The sequence below is a fragment of the Shewanella sp. SM101 genome, assembly GCF_025654465.1.
Lineage (GTDB): Bacteria > Pseudomonadota > Gammaproteobacteria > Enterobacterales > Shewanellaceae > Shewanella > Shewanella oncorhynchi.
The window spans coordinates 137,525-154,235 of sequence record NZ_JAKKRH010000002.1; the positions used below are offsets into that span (position 1 = coordinate 137,525).

Consider the following 16,711-nt stretch of genomic DNA (forward strand, 5'->3'; position numbering starts at 1 on the left):
ATTAGATTCTGTCGGGACTCTAATCGGAATGTATGCGGTATAGATATTAGCTTAGTTATGAGTCGAGTTGCACTTAATTAACCAAATTTAAAAGTTATTTGTTAATTATATTAAGGTAATTTGAAGTGAGGCATTATTTAAATTTGCTAGATGTTGAATTGTTAATTCTTGAAAACGTTACTCTGATGCATGTCGTGTAACTTGATCTAATAATGCCCCAATATGGGTAATTGTGACGCAGGTTAAAAATCAAAGACATAATTACTTTAGCATAAATTGTCGGGAATCAAAGTGTATGCATATTTTAATTATATTGCTTTGACTAATAAAGGATCAAATATGATTACCAGAAGAGGAATGCTTAAAGGCGGTATGGGCGTTGCTGTCGGTACAGTTTATAGCGGAACATTAATAAGTTTTCTGACCGGTTGTGGCAGTGACAGTAATAGCCAAGAGATAGTAGAAGTCATGCCTGGTGGACTCATGGTGGTGAACCCTACGGTTTGTGTTAGTTGCAGACGCTGTGAAATTGCCTGTGGTTGGAACCATGAAGGGGATAGCAGTCCGACACTTGCCCGCGTCAAAGTAGAAAGAAATATGAACTATGGCCCACATGGTGTGCAATTTGACTATGAAATACAACGAGGAGAGTGCGGCGATAAAACCGTTGTTCCTTCCACTTGTCGCCACTGCGAAGTTTGCACTGAAGTTTGTCCACAGCAAGCTATTTCAACGAACGAACAAACTGGCGCCAAAGTGATTGATGAAGAACGTTGTGTCGGATGTGGTTATTGTGCAGATAAGTGTCCTCAGCAAGTCATTAAAGTTGTTCGCAGTAAAATGAAAGCCGTCAAATGTGATTTATGTAACGGTAAACCTGCCTGCGCGCAAGTTTGTCCTACAGGTGCAATTAAATTTTATAACTGGGAAGAGGCTGAAGCTGCATTAGAACAATACGAAAAATATACCGGCTTAGTTTCTTAAATTCAGGAGAAATAATATGAGTGATAAAATAGGTGGTTGGGCGGGTAAAGTCCTCAGAGTTAATTTAACAACTAATCATATATGGTATGAGCCAATCAATAAATATTATGACTATATCGGTGGTATGGGTATTGGTTATAAAATATTGTGGGATGATCATAAGGATAATATTACAGCAATCGACCCAGATAATATTATTGTCTTTTCTGCCGGGCCATTAACGGGTTCAGGCGTTATTTGTACTGGACGAACAACCATTACTTCCCGTAGTCCTGTAATTGAAAAACATCTGATTGCCGATGGTCACTTTGGTGGGCATTTTTCACCCGCAATGAAATTTGCGGGTTTCGATGCGATAGCAATAGAGGGGAAAGCGAGCAGTCCTGTGTGGCTTAAAATTGTGGATGATAAGGTCACGATTGAACCTGCCGATGCCCTATGGGGTAAAGGTATATTTGATACCCACGCTATGATCGCGCAAATGATGGGACCCAATGCACAAGTCGCTGCGATTGGCCAAGCGGGTGAAAACCAAGTGCCTCTTTCTGTCATTATGACTCAGGGCGGGCATTCAGCAGGTGGTCATGGCTCGGTAATGGGGTCCAAAAATTGTAAAGGGATCGGCATTATCGGCACTGGTGCCGTTAAAATCGCCGCCAATAATGAAAAGATGCGTGCCTTAGATGACCATATTTTAGGTATTATCGGTGCCAACAATAATGGTGTCGTTCCTTCAACGCCGCAATCTTGGGCTGAGTACTCAGCACCCATCAGCCGCTGGAAATCTCGGCCCGGTTTGAAGTGGGGCGCTGCCGATCAAGAAATCGATTTAGGCGAAGTGCCATGGAATGAACGCAATCGTATTGGGTTTCGAACTTCGATGGCAGAAAGCTACATAGGTGTGGAATATGCCAATAAGTGGATGAAGCGTACGGGAGGCTGTCATTCATGCCCAATACGTTGCTTCTGCGAGCTAAAAGTCCCTGAATTGAAAAGCAAATACGGTCGTAAAACCGAACATATATCTAACGTCTGTATGGGATTCCTCGTACCACAGTATTTAATGGGCACCAAAAATGGTACAGAAGCACATGCGATGGCGGGCGCTTTAGGGGCTCATATTCTCGATGACTATGGTATTTGGTGTAACTATGGCTCCATTTCTCATCTATTTAAATTCCTAAAAACAAAGGATATGTTTAAGCATTTATTACCTGAAGATGAATTTAATAGTATTCCTTGGGCGCTCTGGGATAACCAAGATCCCGCTTTCTTACTTGATTTTTATCGCCGAGTGGCGTTTAAAGAAGGTGAAATTTCCCATATGGCCGACGGCTTATATGATTTGATCAAGCGCTGGGGTTTAGATGGAACCAATCCCAAGTTAGGTAATTGGGATATTCACAAAGAAAGTGCCACTAAGGTATTCAACAAGAAAACTAATGCTGCCGTGCACCATGCTAGTGAAACCGCGGGTCAGGTGGGTACGTTAATCAACGTCGTCTTTAACCGTGATGCTCAGTGCCATTCCCACATCAACATAGTTAACAGTGGTTTGCCACACGATATGACAGTGGCGATTGCCGAGAAAAAATGGGGTGAAGGTGCATTCGATAAGGTGAATTGGTATACCCCAATCAATGTGGCTAAGATCCGTTTTGCAAAATGGTCGCTGGTGAAAAACGTATTACATGACTCTCTGACACTGTGTAATTGGATGTTCCCACTGCTGGCATCACCGGATAAAAATCGCAACTATGAAGGCGATAGCACCATTGAATCGCAGATGTTCAGTTTAGTGACAGGGATTGAAACCACAGAAACGGAATTGGACTTTAAGGCGGAAAGAGTGCTGCATTTACACCGTGCCTTAACCGTATTGCAAATGAATGAAAGCAATATGCGCGAAGAGCATGATGTACTCAGTGACTGGGTTTATGATTTGAATCCAGATAAAAACTTCGGTCAAGAGGGCACCATCAAGATGGACCGCGCTGACATGCAAACGGCGCTGGACATGTTCTATGAAGCCTTTGGTTGGGATATTCAAACCGGTGCGCCAACTCGGGCCACTCTCGACAAGTTTAGCCTAGGTTTTGTTGCCGATAGATTGGCGGCGCGAGGCCTGTTACCCAGTTGAACACTATAGTTGGACACTATGATTGAACTTGTCGGTTATATCAGGGTATTTAGCCAACACGGACGCTTAGTCACGGCGGAGCAAATCGCCGCCGTGGCAGGGCTCGAGTGGGATAGTGAGCAAACGGTTAACAGTTATATTCGCCTGATCCTCAATGAGGCTTACAAGGATGTGCAGATGCGTTTGTCGGATAAGCGGTATTTCTTCTATTCCGACAGAAGCATAGTTGAACGTTACGCTGAGCAATGGTTAGCGTTGGAGCGGGGTGAAGCGTTTGAGGCGATTATTGCCCAGATCCGTCGCAATAGTTGCCGCCATACTGAGGTCTATCTGGAGAGTGTACTGACGTTTGCCCCCTATCTTTATGATGAGCCTACATTAGCCAATGTGCGTGAGCAATTACCACAACAGCTTGGGGCCGAGGATATCCATTATGCAGTGGACAATCAGGGGAAAGGTTATTACTACTCTACTCTGGGATTGAGTCACAGCTATGCGGCCGTCCTCGCTAATTATGATCCTTGTGAATGGTCAAACTGAGATTCTGCGACCTCATTGATATTGATTAAGCGCCTTCGGGCGCTTTTTATCGCAAATATCTCATATAGCTAGCGTGAGATTAGCTTGCCAGCGTTTGAGTGTACTTTTTGATGATTTCGTCAATTTTACCATTGGCCTTCAGTGTCGCTATGGCTTGATTGATGGCAGGAAGCAAATCGGCATGTTCTTTTCGCAACCTAAACACTAAGTCACCATCAGAATGCACTGCCGCCAGTGCGACAGGGATCCGCAACTGAGTCGACCAATACAACGCCGGGTAATTACCAGCAATAACAGCGTTGACTCTGTGTTTATCTAAGGCTTTGATCAGCTCCTGCTCTGAGGTAAAGTCTGCACGGATAAAATCTTTATCGTCGTGATATAAATAACCGCGCACTGTACCTATTTCTTGGCCTTTTATCTGGCTGATATCTTTATATTTACTGACATTCTCTGGCAATGTGACCACATATTCAGTGATTTGCATTATGGGGGCCGATTTGACAAACAGCGGCCCTAAATCCTGCTTTTCAAACCAACTAGGGCTGACGATATCAAAGTCGAGTTGACCGGTTTCTAGCGCATTATTGGTGCGCTTGGGCGGCAGGGCGAGGATTTCACCTTTGATTTTAGCCATAGATAAAATCATCGGAATAAGCTCAGTGATCATCCCCGGCGCCTCGGCTTGATCACCGATAAAATACGGATACCAAGAATAGGAGCCAGTGATATTGTATTTGAGCTGTTCCGCAAAGGCGTGCTGTTGAGTCAAGCAAAGGGTGAACAAGGCAAATCGAATTAAGTGTTTATACTGCAAACATCGCTTAACCATATTGCTTTTATCCTTGTTATCTCTGCTTTAGCCAAGACCTATCCGATGGTCATTCTATCTAAACTGTGTGAATGAATTGTTTATTGGATCACAATCAGTCACATCCGCCATATTCAAGCTATTTTCTGCTTTTCGCTGTTATACCAATCACATTAAATATCTAATCAGTTCAGAGCCTCACAGGCATCTCAATCCAAGGCGCATTGACGCAGAAATGGTTATTCCCTTTTAAGTCAATGCAACACCGGAGTGGGATGCCTGTGTGGCTCCCGAAGGGCGGCTGATGTTCACTACATGGCAACGCGCTTTATACTGCGTTTAAGGCTTTCGGCAGAGCACCACTATGCCTTCAAGCCTTCGCCTTATCTAAAGCGCGTTGAACTCCCGCTGAATGAACAGATATTTAATACGATTGGTATTACCTTAAGCCAATAGCTGACACAAAGCTGGTTGCTGATTATTAGGGAAAATTTGATAGGTTTTATGGTGCTTAATCAAACTGGTTTTCTTGTTGCCTTGGCTGAGTAATAACCCATGGGACAGGGCGATACGCGTTAGTGTCTGTTCATCGGCGCGGACATATAAGTTGATTGGCTTGATCAGCTGATTGTCTTTAATATGTTGATTAAATTCTTTGGCATCAATCACTAAGCTAGATTGACCATCACCATCGAGTTTCAGCTTGGCACTGATTTCAGTGTCAGTAAAGACTAACCATTCGGCTTGCTTTAAGGTTGCTATCATGGCATTTAATGCCGTGCCTAAAGCGGGCTCTGATGTCTCAACTGATTGATATTGATACACTATCCTTTCTAGCAAACGCTTGAGTTCGGCGCCCGCACCTTGGCTGCGAGCCAAACGTATCCAAGCCGTGAGATCGTCGGCTACCAGTTTAGAAAAGCGTTTTTCCTTTAAGGACTCGACCATCCAATTACACAAAAAATGACTTTCCTGCGCAGAGGTGCGCTGGGCTTTCTTGGTCTGTGCTGAAGCGGTTAAATCGGCAAGACCCGCAAGGGCGAGTTCGAGCACAGCTTGGTTATAGGTTTGAGAATTCATTATGACTCCGCCGCGGGCTGAAGTGATGTTATCTATTTGAACTTGGACGATATTGATTGCGGCGGAGCTAGTTTAGCAAAGCGGTCGTTAAACCGATATTTATTCTTGCGATCCCACCAAACTCGCGGCGGTTAAAATCAGCTTTGGCGCGGGCCTCACTTTGTAGTTAGGGTTGATATATTGAAAATGAATTAATCCCTTGTCGTCGCTGATATAAATGGCGGGTACAGGTAAGACTAAACGTTTGGCACCTTCAGGGGTGATCCATAAAGGATTCTCGAGCTTAAGGCGTGCGGTATAGGTTTCAGTCACCTTTTCGCTAGTGTAAAAAGCTAAACCAAAGGCTTGGGATGCCAGCATTTTTTCATCGGAAAGCAGCAGATATTTAAGTTCATTTTTTGCCGCCGAAGCCTTAAGTTGAGCTGGCGTATCGGGTGAAATTCCCACTAACTGAAAGCCCATTTTTAATAACTCAGGCTCAATCGCTTTTAGTTGCCCCATTTGATTGTTACAAAATGGGCACCAGCCACCACGGTAAAAGAAGAAAATGGTTGGTTTTTTCTGGGTTAATTCTGCTAAATCGACCGTTTTGTCATTGATATCTTGCAAGTTTACCTTAGGGATTTGCTGACCATTAAGTAGCGGACTGATGGAAAACTCATCCTTAGCAATGGGTTGCGCAATAGCCGTTAGACTTGTTAGTAGTAAGATGGTTGTGCAGTAAAACCTGTGTAACATCGAAGCGGTTTGCATATAAAGTCCTTAATTTGGTTTTGTTTTCTTCGTTTTTTAAGTCGTTGTTGTTAATATTTCCCTCGTTTTAGAAAAAGAGATATTGCGTAAATCTATATTTGTTATATCTAACTTGCTTAAGAGTGGTTCGAGTTAGCACTAAACGGGTACGAGCATTAAAAGAGCGGCAATTGCCGAACATTCTTACAAGCCAATGCAGATGATTGCACCAATGTGATACTGATGGGGTTGGTTGGTGAGGTATTTATAACGGTAACCATTTGGATTTTATCGCGATTACAGCGTAGTGTTGGAGTGGTTAAAACGAGTGAACGACAAGCTGATGGGGCAAGCCTTAATTGATGCAGTGGTAAAACACGATATCATTACCGTAAAACAGTTGATCAAACAGGGTGTTGATGTCGAATATATCGACTCACAAAATATGACGGCTTTATTGCATTGCTGCCAACTGCAATTACTCGATATTCTCATGTTACTGGTTGAAGCTGGGGCCGATGTCCATCATGCCAATAACTTAGGTCACCTTCCTGTTGAGCTGGCCCATTGGCATGGCGAGTTTCATATGGGTAGTTATACCGCCACGAGTCAAAAAATGGTGAAGTATTTGGAGCGCTATGGTGGCGTTCAACGTGGTCATCGATAAATTGTATTGCACTTCAATATTCAATCACGGGAGCTGTAAAATGGATAAGGGATTATTTAAAATATTAAAGAAAATCTATTTTAAAAAGTCTTATATCAAAGACGAAAATGGATATATGCAAAGAATAGATAATGGGGACCAGTTTGATTGTGAGTCTGGGACTACACACTATTCTAATGACGGTTTATCTAATGCAGAAATACTAACACTTGAACAAAGTGGTTATCCTGTCAATCAGATAATCAAATATAGTCATGATGAATGTATTAATGCTTATAAAATGTTGCTTGAGCATCCTCACTTATCGATTGAGAATTTGATTTCGGCATATATATGTGGCTTTTCAAGTTTTCCAAGAGGAAGACAACCCATATTAAGTTATTTGTTCGCTCAAGCGGTTCCCGAACATAAAATAGTCAGCGAAGGGGATGTTTGTCCCGTTTGCTCTATAAGAAGAAATGTTTGGATAGAAAAAGGACATAAAATATTCAGTTGCTATGCCGGGAGTGTATGGAATGAAAGGTGGTGTGGTAATCTTGTTGAATTAGAGGAGTTTACTGCCATTCCCCCGTGTACTCCTACACCAGAGGATATCAGTATATTGACATCGTTAATCGATATGATCCGTCAAGCTCCTCAAGATGAAACACCCGGAAAATTAGAACAGCGCATCAAGAAAGCTAAAATTATTTCTAACTATGAGAAATATAGTTTTCGCGGACAATTAATGGTATTGGCTGAATTGGGGATTATGCCAAATCCTTATGTAAAACCTTTATATGATGGATTCACCCATTTTACCGATATCTGTAGTGTGAAGTACCCTGGAAGTACTCGATCGGATATTATGCTTCCTCTCGCTGGGTGGCGAGGCGAAAATAGTATAAATGAAACAAGGCTTCAAGCGTTATTGGGTAACATAATACGGTGAGATAAAGGTTACCAAGGTTATTATTGAGTAAGTATAAAAAAGCGTCCGGTTATGGACGCTTAAAAATCGCTGTTTTATCAATATTGACAAACACTGATAATATCAATCAACGGATAATTACTTAAGTTTTTTGGCCTTGCTCGGTGCTTGACCAACTTTCATTTTTACGCGGCGGCCCTGCATGTTTTTCTCAGCAGCAACTTGAGCGCCGACGTTGTCGGTTCTTTGTTGCTTTTTGGCAAAACTGCGGCGGGTTTGTAATTGCTTTAATAGCAATTCGCGGCTGCCAACTTCATAACCTGGCACAGTGACGCGGCGAATCTGTTGGCCAATCAATTTTTCGATATCGGCTAACGTGCGCTCTTCTTCGCGGCTCACAAATGAAATGGCTACGCCTGTTTTTCCTGCACGGCCTGTACGACCGATACGGTGTACATAATCTTCTGCGAGGAAAGGTAAGTCATAGTTGACTACGTATTCAAGGCTTGGGATATCCAGACCTCGGGCGGCGACTTCGGTGGCAACCAGCACCCGAACATCACCCGCCACAAACTCACGCAGGGCGCGGCGACGACTGCCTTGGCCTTTTTCACCGTGGACCACTTCAGATGGGATACCATCTAAGTTTAATTCTTTGACTAGTGTATCGGCGGCTTCACGGGTCGCAGTAAATACCAATACCTGTTGCCAGTTTTTCTTGCCGATAAGCTCAGAAAGCAGTTCGCGTTTACGGCGTTGTTCAACCGGATAAACTACTTGGCTAACGGTGTCGGCTGTAGTGTTTTGTTTATCAACGCTGATCACTTGCGGTTTAACCATCATGTCGTTGGCGAGTTTTTTCACTGCACTTGAGAAAGTGGCCGAGAATAACAAGTTTTGACGTTTCTTATTTACCGCTTGAAGAATTTTTTGGATATCGGCGCTAAAGCCCATGTCGAGCATTCGATCGGCTTCGTCTAGCACTAAAAAGTCGACGTTCGACAGGCTTAAGTTACAGGCGGTAAGGTGCTCAAGTAAGCGACCTGGGGTGGCAACAATCACATCGGCGCCGCGTTTCAGCTTTTGCGCTTGAGTCTCAATTTTTACGCCGCCGTAAATGGTTAAGACACTGAAGTTTAAGTATTTGCAGTAAGCCGTAACGTTGTCAGCCACTTGAGCTGCAAGCTCACGGGTCGGCGTAAGGATCAATACGCGGGCATTCGACTTTAGCGTTTCGCTTGGCTTTTCAACCATCTTTTGCAGGATCGGCAGCGCGAAAGCGGCGGTTTTACCCGTACCGGTTTGGGCACTGGCTAAGACATCTTGGCCGCGGCGGATAGCAGGTATCGCTTGCTGCTGAATAGGCGTCATTTGTTGATAACCGCAATCTGAGATAGCGCGCAAAATCTCGGGGGAAAAACTAAAAGATTCAAATCTCATTTTGGATTCCTATCGTTCACTTATTCAAACATTCAAGCGCCACTAGCCTCTTTATCACTCGTCTAAAGGAGAGAGGTGTACCGGCTGGCTCATTCTTCCACACAGATTTTATAAGAAAAATGGCGGGCGCGGAGTATAGCAAAAATTTCGGTTAAAACCTGTACTTTTTAGTGTTTTGGCATTTTATCTGCACCATTTCATCAGGAGGGGATAAAAGGCTTGGCACTGGTTCAGGTGGGCTAGGTCTTATTGATCTATACAAGGGTTGAGTAAAATATTGACTCAACAATACGGATTAAAGCTCGCTATATTAGAAAATACCGCAACCTAGGCTGCGGTATTTTGGATCTTGTACTTATGTTTAACCGAAGGTGCGCCTCAGGCCGAGGGCTTTTTCGGCATTGTGTTTAAGAAGATGGGCTGCATCACCAATCAGATGGGTTGCGGCTAAGTTCTCGGCGCTGGCATGGGTGATGGAGTGAATATTACTGGCGATCTCATTGACCACTTGACGCTGTTGATCGGCTGCCACTGCATTTTGTTGGGCAAAGGTGTGGATATCACTCACTTCTTGGTAAATGGTGTTTACATTGTCGGCGGACAATTGAATATCGCTGGCACAACGCTCCGCATGTTGACGGCTTTGTTCCATTTCTTTGGCCCATGCGTTGAGCATAGTGAACATCTTATCGACACTCTTAGAAATACTGTTGGTCGATAGCTGGGTTCTGCTCGATAGGGCGCGAACCTCATCGGCGACCACGGCAAACCCACGGCCTTGCTCACCCGCACGGGCAGCTTCAATCGCGGCATTGAGGGCGAGGAGATTCGTTTGCTCGGCAATCGAGTCAATTTCGCCCATCGCATTAGCGACTTGCTCGGCTTCTTTATTTAATTGATGGGCATTGTTGGTGGCATCGGCAACAGACTTTGCCAGTTGCTCCATTTTTTGAGTGTTGGCCTTCATGTTGGCACTGCTTTTAAGGCAGAGATCATAGGCGGTATTGATGCTGGTGGACGTGAGATGTGTATTCTGCGCCACTTCTGTGATGGTTGAACTCATTTCTTCCATCGCGCCAGAGAGCTGTTCTAGCTGATTTTTCTCTTGATCTAGGCTGACATAGGTTTGCTCGGTCGCGACCACTAATTGATCGGCAATTGCATGTAATTGATTGGCTTGATCTTGGGTGCGCCCCAGTACGCCATTCATTTTGGCCTGTAGCATGATGAGCTGGAAATCGAGGATAGAAGAGGTATCTGCACCCGAGTAAATGTAACGACTGATAGAGTCATATTTGTTTTGCATTTCAATCAGTTTAGCGGGAATACGAAAAGCCTCATCGTAGAAAATGGCGAGGTTTAAACTCATCAGAATTGCCCCTGCGATAATTACGCCCCAGCCCCAAAAGTAGCCAGCGATCAGTAAACCTGTGGAGGCTACAACCGCAGATACGATACGTTTTTGCATTAAACTTAAGGGTTTAGGAATGGATTTGTCTAATTTGAGTCTTTGGTAAATCTCATTAGCTTTCGTGACGTAGGTGGCTTGAGGCTGAATGCGTACCGATTGGTAACCGATAATAGTGCCGTTTTCAAACAAGGGCGAAACAAAGGCATCAACCCAATAGAAGCCACCATTCTTACAGCGGTTCTTGACTATGCCGCGCCAAGATTGGCCTGACTTAAGTTTTTCCCACATTTCTTTAAAGGCGGCGCTCGGCATATCCGGATGGCGCACCATATTATGGGCACTGCCAATTAATTCTTGATCGCTATAGCCTGATACTTCGGCAAAGCGGGCATTGACGTAAGTGATGATACCGCGAGTATCAGTGGTGGAAATGAGTTCATCCTGTGGTGTTAAGCGGATTTCTTGATCTGATCTCTGTGTATTAACTATTTTATTCGCTGAGGCGTTACTCTGGCTCATTTAGTGTGTCCATTCAGGGCCGATGTGGTTCATTAGGGTTCAGGGCGCGGTATTAGGCGCGAATTTTATTGTGCTGACTCTCATCGGAGTAAGCTTGTTATGTGATAAGAGTATCATTTTTGTGTGGGTATAGGAGAGCGGTTTCTCATGGCTGACAGGTGAAAATCAATCGTTCGTCGTATTTATAAGCTATTGCAATATATAAAGTTTTTAAGTAGTGAGAATATGGTGTTAAACGAGCGTTTATCCTGTTAAATCGTTAATTCTAGTATTTTGTATAGGGTTATTCTTTTATGTCTTGAGTGGGTATTTGTCTTTCATCTTAAATATAAATTATGTTCGATGATATTGGGCTAATGTCCTTGATTCGGCTTGATATCGCAGTATTCATGGAGCGCTTTATTGGCCTTAGTCTATTCTTTAATGGGCAACAAAAGATGGCTTATTTTTCCTTGCTTCAGTGGTGTATCTTGATTTTGCTCTTCTAGTTTATTAGCTCACAGCGGGAATGCTACATAAGAGGAACTTCCCATGGCGATATCACTTAGGCGTGGTGTAACTAAATTAGCCACAGCGTCCTTGGGAACAGCGGCGGCACTGCCACATTGGCGACGTTTGATCTTTGAACGTTTATTTGGCTTTCTAGCGATTCTCTGCGTGCCTGTATATATCACTAGTGTGTATTTATGCGTCATCGCCGATCTCTGGTTTATGGTGGTATTTGATACGCTGGCTTATCTGTTTTTACTGCTTTTACTGTATTTTCCTAAGCTTGCTGATAGTACGCGTTTTGGCTGTGGCTGCTTGCTGGGTTTTGCTATCGGCATCGGTTTTTTAATTGCGATTGGCCCTTCGGGAGCTGGTTTTTTCTGGTTATTTATTTTCCCGCCGTTAGTCGGTATTTTTTTAGGAAATCGAGCCAGCTTATATGCCCAGTGTTTGAATGGGCTAAGTTTGGTATTGATTGGTTTTGTCTATCATTTTAATTGGCTCAATTGGCCTGAAACCCAAGGTTATAGCGTCGGTATTTGGGCGGTTGTCGTGGTCAATTTTATCGTGACCAATGCCATGTTGACGTTAACCATCACTTATTTATTAGGTAAGTTGGCTGACGCACTCGATTCAACCTTAGCATCACGCCAAGCTACCGTATTAGGCTTAGCTAAACTCGCCGAATACAGAGATAACGAAACGGGCGCGCATTTGCTACGTATGCGGCAGTATTCGAAAATGCTCGCGTCGCAGCGACTACTGGCCGCCAATCCTCCTGCAGAATTGAACGAAGATTATATTCAAGACATTAGTTTGTCGGCCATTTTGCACGATATAGGTAAAGTCGGTATCGCCGATGCGATTCTGCTTAAACCGGGTAAATTAACGCCGCAGGAGTTTGAGCAAATTAAAGCTCATCCTGTGATCGGGGGACAAGTGCTACGCAGTTTGTTGGAATATGCGCCCCAATGTACTTTTATTCAGATGGGCCGCGATATTGCTTCGGGTCACCATGAAAAGTGGGATGGTAGTGGTTATCCCCTTGGTTTGAAAGGTGAAGATATTCCGCTTTCGGCGAGGATAGTGGCCCTAGTTGATGTTTATGACGCGCTGACGTCTCCCCGATGTTATAAGCGGCCCTTTAGCCACCAAGAGGCTATCGACTTAATTATTGAAGGCAAAGGTCAGCATTTCGACCCTGAATTAGTCGATTGTTTTATGGCAATTCATCAGGACTTTGAAGTGTTGTCTAAAGCATCGCTGGATGATGCTTATCAGCCGATGGCACAACCTACTATGGTTTAGCGACTCATGTTTTTAAATCGTGTTTTGAAATCATGGTTTTGAAATAAGGCGTGGGTTTTAAAACACTCTGATAGCGCTAAAAAAACGCCCAATGCTAATTGCCTTGGGCGTTCTATTTTATAGCGCGTAAGTGACTAAAATAACGACTTAAATCGTTATTTATCAGTGGAGTGCTAAATTGCTTTAGTCACTTGAGTTAACCAAGCCAATTCATCCCCTGACATCAACGGAGAAAGTGTATTGAATACTTGCTGATGATAAGCATTAAACCAGTCTATTTCCCCTTGAGTTAACAGGCTCTTATCAATAAGGCGCGCATCCATAGGGATCATAGTCAACGTATCGAATTCATACATTTCACGCTCAGCCCCTTTCAGTGCTTCACAGTGTTGCACTACGACGAGGTTTTCTAGGCGAATACCGAAATCGTCGGCGCGGTAGTAACCCGGTTCGTTGGAAAGCACCATGCCTGGCATCAGGGCAATAGCGTTAACATTCTTGCCTATGCGCTGCGGACCTTCGTGCACACTTAAAAAATGACCCACACCATGGCCTGTACCGTGATCGTAATCAAAACCATGTTGCCATAAATATTGGCGGGCGAATGCATCGAGCTGCTGGCCTGAAGTACCTTTTGGGAAGCGAGCTTGGTCTAGCGCGATATGACCTTTTAGCACCAGCGTAACCATTTTTTTATGCTCATCGGTCACTTTGCCAATTGCAATAGTACGGGTCACATCTGTCGTGCCGTCAATATACTGAGCGCCAGAATCCACTAAGTAGATGCTGTCCATTGTCATTATGGCTGGTGTGCCATTGTTGTGATTGTAATGGCACATAGCGGCATTAGGACCGGCAGCTGAAATCGTGTCGAAACTTGGCTCGCGGTAACGCTCATCTTCTAGGCGAAAGCTTTCCAATTTATCCGCAAGGGTGCCTTCATTGTGCATACGATTGGCTGCCACTTCGGCATCGAGCCATGCAAGGAATCGACTCACTGCGACGCCATCGCGGACATGACAGGCACGCATGCCGGCCAGTTCTGCGGCGTTTTTCTGCGCTTTAGGTAAAGCGACAGGATCGATTCCAGCTATCAATTTTGCTCCTGCCTCACGGGCAATGTTTTGTGCCCAAGCGTTTGCAGAATTCGGATCGGCCAGTAGTTTTACATCCTGCATGCTGGCGAGTGTATCGGCAAGAGATGCCTCGCTTTTAAAGCTGACGCCAGCGCCAACATGCTCCTCAATGCCCTCTGGGAGTTTGCTTAAATCGGTGAAAAGCTGCATATCACCATTGGCGTGGAGCAGGGCACTGCCGAGTACAACGGGCAGGCGCGGTACATCATTGCCGCGAATATTGAGTAGCCAGCAGAAAGAATCTAAGGCGGCGATTAAGGCGACATCACCACCGGCTTTTTTTACTAATGCACCAATTTCAATGCGTTTTTGCAGGCTGGTTTTACCTGCACTCTCGTTGCTAAACAAAGTGATAGGCGCGTTCGACTGTGCTGGGCGATTCTGCCAATGCAAATCGATAGGGTTTTGCTCAACTGCAACTAATTCGATTTGGGATTTATTTAAAGTTGCTTTGGCATTTTCATACCAAGCTAAGGTGTGTAAGCGCGCATCGAAGCCAACGCGAGACCCCGCTGGTAGCGTGTCACATAACCACTCAATTTGTGGTGTATCGGTTAGGCTTTCATAACTGAAAAGTGTGGCATCGACTTGCAAACGAACTTGAACCGTATAGCGGCCATCGGTAAATATTGCGGCTTTATCTTTCAATACGATAGCCATACCCGCCGAACCGGTAAAGTTGGTTGCCCAGTACAAACGTTCGTTATGTGCTGGCACATATTCGCCCAGATATTCGTCGGCACGGGGAATAATAAAAGCATCGAGATTAGCAGATGTTAATTCGTTACGAATAGCACCGAGACGGTTAGCGATTGATTGTGACATATGGGCTCCAATAGAGACTGGCATGCTATGCGAGTCGGTAGGCGAAGATCGACTAAGGATGAGTAGGTTTATGTTGATTTGAGTTTTAACCGGCTCGGATTATCGCAAGTCTAGCGCGCTAGATGCAAGGGTAGCGAATAAAGGATTTTGTATACAATCGTGAATTTGTGCAGGTAAGACGCTTGAGGTTATGGGGTTTGTTGTTAATTTATTTATGTGATTTTGAGCATGAAAAGTGAATTAAATAAAAGGTTGGTCATGTTTTAATTAGGACTTGTTCCTTACAAATTAGCAACTTAAGTTTTATTCAATCGCTAACATTTGGACCCTATGCTAACATTTGCCATCTCCACTCGGGGTCAGAGTGGGGCACATGTATCAGTGGAGTAAGCGATGCAAATACTAACAATAGATGTGGGCGGTACCAAAGCCCTGTTCGAACTTCAGCTCGCGGGACATACAGAACAATATAAAATCCCCACAGGTGAAGGTTTTAAAATTGAAGAGTTAAATAATCAAATTGCGGCGTTTGAACGTGATTATGATTTACAGCATTACCAACTAGCGATTGCCGTACCTGGACTGGTACAAAATAATCGTTTGGTTTCTTGTAAATCTTTACCTGGACTCAATGGATTGAGCTTCGATACAGTCAAAACCCAAGGTGAGCTTAAGTTTATCTGCAACGATATCGATGCGGGTATGCAAGCGACTTGTGATGCTAAATATGCCTGTGAGTTATTGGTCATGTGCGGCACTGGGATCGGTATGTCTATTGCCTTTAATGGACAAGTCTTTACGGGAGCGACGGGCGTGGCGGGGGAGTTGGGGCCTTGTCGCGTGATGACCGAATCTGGCGAGTTTAGTTTAGAGCAACTGGCCAGTGGCGATTCAGTGCGCAGCCGCAGAATCTCCACTCAGGATGATTTATATCGCGCGGGCAGTTATCTCGGCATGGGATTAGCGTGGGCGGTTAATTTATTTAATCCCAATCGAATTTGGCTCGCTGGCGGTATGATGAATAGCGCTCCTTACTACAAAGGCTGTCTCGAAAGCTTAAAGCAAATGGCATTGAGCGCGCCCTTAGCTGAGATGAAAATCAATCGTGTCGATGATATGGAAACCTTGGTTTGCCGCGGTTTATCTGTGATGCTCGCAAGGGACTATCCCCGTGCATAAGAATAATAAATGCCCCGCGCATAAGGATCATCATGTTGCTCGACAATGGTTTGCGCCATGAATGTTTAGTGATTGAGGTTTAGCTGCATAAGCGACGTAAATTGTGAAATATAAAGCAGGACTTATGATGCCTTTGGCATATCGAGTCCTGTTTTTTTATTCTTAAAGTATTCAGATGATCCTCATTACCCAAAGTAAATATTAGCGATAGTTTAATTTTCATAATTCCTTTCTTATCAGATGCCTAGTTCTATTTACGATTTTAGCCAATAACACAGTTGATAATATTTTGTTGCAATTTTATTGCGCTTACGCTTATGCTGATATTTGCAATGACAACGTTGTCATTGTGTGTAAAAGGCAAACCAGTTGAAAAACTGGGACGCAAAGCCACCGGTCTAAGGGTTCGTCTGTACCTATGATAGCGGGGATACCACAGGTTTTTCTTCGTGCAGTTGTCAGTCGTTTTGCATGGTTTTAAGAGAGTGCTGTTTCCTGTCTACGCTTTGTTTGCCTTATTGATTCATATAAAAATTCAAT

The 16,711-nt window shown here is 44.1% G+C and carries 13 protein-coding genes and 1 riboswitch; of the genes, 7 read left to right on the forward strand and 6 right to left on the reverse strand.

All coding sequences use genetic code 11. The annotated features are described in order from the left end of the window. Positions 1–339: 339 nt before the first annotated feature. Genes L5M38_RS01645 through L5M38_RS01655 form a run of 3 tightly spaced genes read left to right on the forward strand, consistent with a single transcriptional unit; the run spans position 340 to position 3,664 of the window. A complete protein-coding gene (locus L5M38_RS01645) occupies positions 340–984 on the forward strand; it encodes a 4Fe-4S dicluster domain-containing protein (protein ID WP_105251824.1) in 645 nt (214 codons plus the stop codon). Positions 985–1,000: 16 nt separating this feature from the next. Continuing rightward, positions 1,001–3,124, forward strand: coding sequence for an aldehyde ferredoxin oxidoreductase (locus tag L5M38_RS01650; protein WP_263178123.1), 2,124 nt, complete (start codon positions 1,001–1,003; stop codon positions 3,122–3,124). Between the two features lie 18 nt (positions 3,125–3,142). Next, complete coding sequence (locus tag L5M38_RS01655; protein WP_028761343.1) at positions 3,143–3,664, forward strand: hypothetical protein; 522 nt, start codon at positions 3,143–3,145, stop codon at positions 3,662–3,664. A 79-nt stretch (positions 3,665–3,743) separates the two neighbouring features. Here L5M38_RS01655 and L5M38_RS01660 read toward each other — a convergent pair whose 3' ends face one another. From L5M38_RS01660 to L5M38_RS01670, 3 genes are all read right to left on the reverse strand, one after another. After that, on the reverse strand, positions 3,744–4,496 hold the full coding sequence (locus L5M38_RS01660) for a substrate-binding periplasmic protein (protein WP_263178125.1): 753 nt from the start codon (positions 4,494–4,496) through the stop codon (positions 3,744–3,746). A gap of 423 nt (positions 4,497–4,919) precedes the next feature. Then, positions 4,920–5,555 carry a DUF2913 family protein gene (locus tag L5M38_RS01665; RefSeq protein ID WP_263178127.1) on the reverse strand — a complete coding sequence of 212 codons (636 nt, stop codon included), beginning with the start codon at positions 5,553–5,555 and terminating at the stop codon, positions 4,920–4,922. 99 nt (positions 5,556–5,654) lie between these two features. Next, positions 5,655–6,308, reverse strand: coding sequence for a peroxiredoxin-like family protein (locus L5M38_RS01670; RefSeq protein ID WP_263165668.1), 654 nt, complete (start codon positions 6,306–6,308; stop codon positions 5,655–5,657). Positions 6,309–6,615: 307 nt separating this feature from the next. Here L5M38_RS01670 and L5M38_RS01675 point away from each other — a divergent pair, with 307 nt between their 5' ends. Further along, positions 6,616–6,954, forward strand: coding sequence for an ankyrin repeat domain-containing protein (locus L5M38_RS01675; protein WP_263178129.1), 339 nt, complete (start codon positions 6,616–6,618; stop codon positions 6,952–6,954). Positions 6,955–6,994: 40 nt separating this feature from the next. After that, positions 6,995–7,885 (forward strand): hypothetical protein, encoded by an 891-nt coding sequence (locus L5M38_RS01680; protein ID WP_263178130.1) that lies wholly within the window; start codon positions 6,995–6,997, stop codon positions 7,883–7,885. Positions 7,886–8,002: 117 nt separating this feature from the next. Here L5M38_RS01680 and L5M38_RS01685 read toward each other — a convergent pair whose 3' ends face one another. After that, positions 8,003–9,304, reverse strand: coding sequence for a DEAD/DEAH box helicase (locus L5M38_RS01685; protein WP_028761337.1), 1,302 nt, complete (start codon positions 9,302–9,304; stop codon positions 8,003–8,005). Between the two features lie 361 nt (positions 9,305–9,665). Next, positions 9,666–11,234, reverse strand: coding sequence for a methyl-accepting chemotaxis protein (locus L5M38_RS01690; RefSeq protein ID WP_263178131.1), 1,569 nt, complete (start codon positions 11,232–11,234; stop codon positions 9,666–9,668). A 531-nt stretch (positions 11,235–11,765) separates the two neighbouring features. Here L5M38_RS01690 and L5M38_RS01695 point away from each other — a divergent pair. Next, positions 11,766–13,031: an HD-GYP domain-containing protein gene (locus L5M38_RS01695; RefSeq protein ID WP_263178132.1), complete on the forward strand. Its 1,266-nt coding sequence runs from the start codon at positions 11,766–11,768 to the stop codon at positions 13,029–13,031. A 173-nt stretch (positions 13,032–13,204) separates the two neighbouring features. On the opposite strand, the gene L5M38_RS01700 is transcribed toward L5M38_RS01695, so the two are convergent. Next, the gene (locus tag L5M38_RS01700; RefSeq protein ID WP_263178134.1) at positions 13,205–14,992 is read right to left on the reverse strand and encodes an aminopeptidase P family protein; all 1,788 of its coding nucleotides are present in this window, start codon (positions 14,990–14,992) and stop codon (positions 13,205–13,207) included. A 393-nt stretch (positions 14,993–15,385) separates the two neighbouring features. On the opposite strand from L5M38_RS01700, the gene L5M38_RS01705 reads away from it, so the two are divergent. Continuing rightward, entirely contained in the window at positions 15,386–16,171 is a 786-nt protein-coding gene (locus tag L5M38_RS01705) for an ROK family protein (RefSeq protein WP_263178135.1), read from the forward strand. A 349-nt stretch (positions 16,172–16,520) separates the two neighbouring features. Next, positions 16,521–16,609, forward strand: a riboswitch (cyclic di-GMP riboswitch). Positions 16,610–16,711 lie beyond the last annotated feature (102 nt).

Excerpts from the sequence above, each read along its gene's own strand:
- L5M38_RS01645 (WP_105251824.1), top strand. The coding sequence starts at position 340 with ATGATTACCAGAAGAGGAATGCTTAAAGGCGGTATGGGCGTTGCTGTC.
- L5M38_RS01650 (WP_263178123.1), top strand. The coding sequence starts at position 1,001 with ATGAGTGATAAAATAGGTGGTTGGGCGGGTAAAGTCCTCAGAGTTAAT.
- L5M38_RS01655 (WP_028761343.1), top strand. The coding sequence starts at position 3,143 with ATGATTGAACTTGTCGGTTATATCAGGGTATTTAGCCAACACGGACGC.
- L5M38_RS01660 (WP_263178125.1), bottom strand. The coding sequence starts at position 4,496 with ATGGTTAAGCGATGTTTGCAGTATAAACACTTAATTCGATTTGCCTTG.
- L5M38_RS01665 (WP_263178127.1), bottom strand. The coding sequence starts at position 5,555 with ATGAATTCTCAAACCTATAACCAAGCTGTGCTCGAACTCGCCCTTGCG.
- L5M38_RS01670 (WP_263165668.1), bottom strand. The coding sequence starts at position 6,308 with ATGCAAACCGCTTCGATGTTACACAGGTTTTACTGCACAACCATCTTA.
- L5M38_RS01680 (WP_263178130.1), top strand. The coding sequence starts at position 6,995 with ATGGATAAGGGATTATTTAAAATATTAAAGAAAATCTATTTTAAAAAG.
- L5M38_RS01685 (WP_028761337.1), bottom strand. The coding sequence starts at position 9,304 with ATGAGATTTGAATCTTTTAGTTTTTCCCCCGAGATTTTGCGCGCTATC.
- L5M38_RS01690 (WP_263178131.1), bottom strand. The coding sequence starts at position 11,234 with ATGAGCCAGAGTAACGCCTCAGCGAATAAAATAGTTAATACACAGAGA.
- L5M38_RS01695 (WP_263178132.1), top strand. The coding sequence starts at position 11,766 with ATGGCGATATCACTTAGGCGTGGTGTAACTAAATTAGCCACAGCGTCC.
- L5M38_RS01700 (WP_263178134.1), bottom strand. The coding sequence starts at position 14,992 with ATGTCACAATCAATCGCTAACCGTCTCGGTGCTATTCGTAACGAATTA.
- L5M38_RS01705 (WP_263178135.1), top strand. The coding sequence starts at position 15,386 with ATGCAAATACTAACAATAGATGTGGGCGGTACCAAAGCCCTGTTCGAA.